Annotated in this window: 4 protein-coding genes; all 4 read right to left on the reverse strand. The window is 64.4% G+C overall.

Going from position 1 to position 3,185, the window contains the following annotated elements; genetic code table 11:
* Positions 1 to 86: 86 nt before the first annotated feature.
* The gene (locus tag RFM41_RS33870; RefSeq protein WP_320253494.1) at positions 87 to 689 is read right to left on the reverse strand and encodes a UPF0149 family protein; all 603 of its coding nucleotides are present in this window, start codon (positions 687 to 689) and stop codon (positions 87 to 89) included.
* On the reverse strand, positions 686 to 2,269 hold the full coding sequence (tnpC, locus tag RFM41_RS33875) for an IS66 family transposase (protein WP_320253493.1): 1,584 nt from the start codon (positions 2,267 to 2,269) through the stop codon (positions 686 to 688). Before tnpC ends, RFM41_RS33870 begins: the two co-directional genes overlap by 4 nt.
* Before the next feature lie 72 nt (positions 2,270 to 2,341).
* A complete protein-coding gene (gene tnpB, locus RFM41_RS33880) occupies positions 2,342 to 2,692 on the reverse strand; it encodes an IS66 family insertion sequence element accessory protein TnpB (protein ID WP_320253492.1) in 351 nt (116 codons plus the stop codon).
* On the reverse strand, positions 2,689 to 3,126 hold the full coding sequence (gene tnpA, locus RFM41_RS33885; RefSeq protein WP_320253491.1) for an IS66-like element accessory protein TnpA: 438 nt from the start codon (positions 3,124 to 3,126) through the stop codon (positions 2,689 to 2,691). The genes tnpB and tnpA overlap by 4 nt, the downstream gene beginning before the upstream one ends.
* Positions 3,127 to 3,185: the final 59 nt, after the last annotated feature.

Here is a 3,185-nt window from a genome sequence, read left to right on the forward strand (position 1 = left end):
AACGTAAGCGGTGCACCAAGGCACCTTTCCCGAAGTCGCCTGATGCGTGTAGGGCGGTCAGCCGTTAGTCGGCACGCCAGCGGCGATCACTGCGGGCTGTCATAGCGGGTGACGTAGTGGAGTTCGCGAAGAGCGGGGATGACGAGGGCGATGTCTTTGTATGCCTCGTGCTCGATGAAGTGCGCGGTCTCGGGTCCCGGCCTGGGTTTGCCGAGGACGGGCCGCCCCTTTTTGTCGACGCAGTAGATCAGGATCGGAAGCAGCAGGCCGTGGTTGGGGTTCTTGAGGTCGAGGAGCCGTTTCCAGCGTTTGATGTTGAGATTGATGGCCGCGTAGAACCCTTGGCACCACGGCCGCGGGTCGATGCCGCCGCTGGGCTTGGTGGCGAAGCGGGGCGCATAATCGTGCGGTCTGTCGAACAGCGTCTCGTTGATCCGGTTGTGGATCCTGGCGAGGCTGGCAAATACGGCGTGATCGGTTGCAGAGCCTTTGGCCAGGACGTCACGCGGCAATCCCATGAGCGGGCACATCCAGTCTTGCGGGTCCCCGAACCGCGGCCCGGTGACCGCCGCCGTTACGAAGCCATCCAGCGCCGACATGGTGCGCACCAGCGGGCGGGGGTTGGTCTTGGCGGCCATCCAGGCCTCGAGGGCCTCGTCCGACAGCGCCATGTCATCGAGCGCGCTCATGCCGCCAGGGGGAGCGGCATCTCGTGGCGGCGCACCCAGTTCCAAGGCATCAGCTCATCCCAGCGCGAGGCTGGCCAGTCGTTCTGGATGCGCTCGATGACGTCGGCCATGTAGGCTTCGGCATCGACGCCGCAGAGCTTGCAGGTCTCGATGATGCTGAGCACGACCGCTGACCGCTCGGCCGCGGCGAAGCTGCCCGAGAAAAGCCAGTTGCGCCGGCCGACCGTAAAACCACGAATCGCGCGCTCCGCAATCAGGTTGTCGGGCTCGAGCTGGCCATCGTAGAGGAAGCGATTGAACGCGCGCCATCGCTTGGCGCCATAGGCAAAGGCCTTGGCGATATCGGCATGGCGCGACAAACCGTTGGCCTGGCGCATGAGCTGTCGTCGCAGCGCCCGCACCAAGGGTCGAGTTCGTCTTCGTCGTGCGGCCAATCGCTCGGCGGGCGGGAGCCCCCGTATCTCTTCCTCGATCCGGTAGATCGCCTGGATACCGGCCATCGCCGTCGTGCTGAGCTCGGTCGGCTGGCTGTCGTGAACGTCGAATATCTTGCGACGCAGATGGGCCAGGCAGGCAGCTTCCCGAATGGCGCCGCCTTTGTAGATCTGGTTGTAGCCACTGAATCCGTCGGCCTGGAGTGTGCCGGCAAATCCGGCGAGCTCGCTCATCACGCTCTCGCCGGCGCGGCCCATGGTGGCGCGATACCAGGCGATCGGCGGCTCCTGCGAACCCGAATTGCGGTCGTCGGCGACGTAAACCCAGAGCGCGCCCTTGTGCGTGGTGCCGGTGCCGGGCGCCAGGATCGGAAGCCGCGTGTCATCGGTGTGGAGCTTGGTGCGGGTACGGCCGATCTCACGGATGCGATTGTAGATCGGATCGAGCAAGGCGGCGGCATAGCCGGCGCTGCGCGCCAGCGTGGATCGCTCGATATCGACGCCCTTGGCGGCCATCATCTGGGTCTGACGGTAGTAGGGCAAATGATAACCCCACTTCGCCATCATGATATGGGCGAGCGCGGCATAGCTGAGCTTGCCGCGTGCAATGGCCTTGGCGGGTGCCGGGGCCTGAATGATTTTATCGCAGGTCCGGCAGCTGTATTTGGGTCGAACGGTCTCGATCACCTGCCAGGCCTGGACGACCAGGTCGAGCATCTCCTCGCTATCTTCGCCCATGGCGCGCAGGTCGCCGCCGCAGCCCGGGCAGCACGCGCAAGACGGCTCGCGAACGATCCGCTTGCGCGGCAGGTTGGGGTTGAGCTTGTGCACCGGCAGCACCCGGACCTTGTCGGTGTCGGCGACGATGGGCAGCTGGGCATCGGGCACGCTGGCGGCGGAAACGGTCTCGAGATCTTCGAGTTCGAGCAGCATCTGGCCCAGCTTCTCGGACGAGCGTCCGAAGGCCTTGCGGTTGAAGCGATCGATCCGCAGCTGCAGGCGCTGGATGCGAAGTGCGGCCTCGGCGCGCTCTCTGCGCAGCTGCTCATCGCGTTCGGCGATTGTGGTGTCACGGGCAGCAACGGCCGCCTCCAGAAGCGCGATCCGGGCGAGGAAATCAGCGGCTGAGGGAGCTTGTTCCGACACCCAAATTACATACCCGAAAGAGCTCCATCAAGGAAGCAAAATCGACACAAAATCAATAACAAACGAGAAAAATCAGCCAGCCAGACGCGGCCGATAAGTCTTGCTCGGCCGGCGCCAGTCGATGCCTTCCAGAAGCAGCGAAAGCTCCGCCTTGGTAAGCGAAACGGTGACCTGATCCTTGGTGGCGGGCCAGGCAAAACAGCCATCGGTAAGCCGCTTTGTGAACAGGCAGAACCCCTGGTCGTCATGCGCCAAAATCTTGATGATATGGCCCTTGTGTCCACGGAAGCAGAAGATCGCGCCAGTGTGCGGATTGAGGGCGAGCACCTGTTGCACCATCCGCGCCAGGCTGTTGATCCCGCGGCGCATGTCGGTCGCGCCGCAGCAAAGATAAATCCGGTCCGTCGGCACCACCGTGATCACCTGCTCAACTCCGCCAGGACGATGCGCAGCGCTGCCGGATCGACGGTCCCATCGATCCGCAATCGCGCGCCGTTCGCAAAGGCCACGACAATCCTGCCGGCCGGGCCCGGGCAATCGGCGACGGGGCGTTCGACCTCGGGCAGATCGTTCACCTCGATCCGTGCGAAGGTCGCCACCGCCTGGCCGACATCGAGCTCGCCGCCGGCCATCTGCTTGCGCCACGTATAGAGCTGCGAAGGAGCCACGCCGAACGCTTGCGCGACCTCGGTCACCGAAGACCCCGCGGCGCTCGCAAGGTCGACCAACGCGCGCTTCTCCGCGCAACTCCATAGCCTTCGTTGCCGTACGCGGCCGGGCATCGCTGCACCAGCTTCAGCCGCCGCGGTGGTGCTGATCTCGGCGACCACATCGCCCTTTGCACGTTCCAATGTCATGGCGCGAAAGCTCCATGTTCATCGGCCTATTGCAAGGTGCCTTGGTGCACCGCTTACGG

It is taken from the genome of Mesorhizobium vachelliae, from assembly GCF_033977325.1.
Classification (GTDB): domain Bacteria; phylum Pseudomonadota; class Alphaproteobacteria; order Rhizobiales; family Rhizobiaceae; genus Mesorhizobium; species Mesorhizobium vachelliae.

Excerpts from the sequence above, each read along its gene's own strand:
- RFM41_RS33870 (WP_320253494.1), bottom strand. The coding sequence starts at position 689 with ATGAGCGCGCTCGATGACATGGCGCTGTCGGACGAGGCCCTCGAGGCC.
- tnpA (WP_320253491.1), bottom strand. The coding sequence starts at position 3,126 with ATGACATTGGAACGTGCAAAGGGCGATGTGGTCGCCGAGATCAGCACC.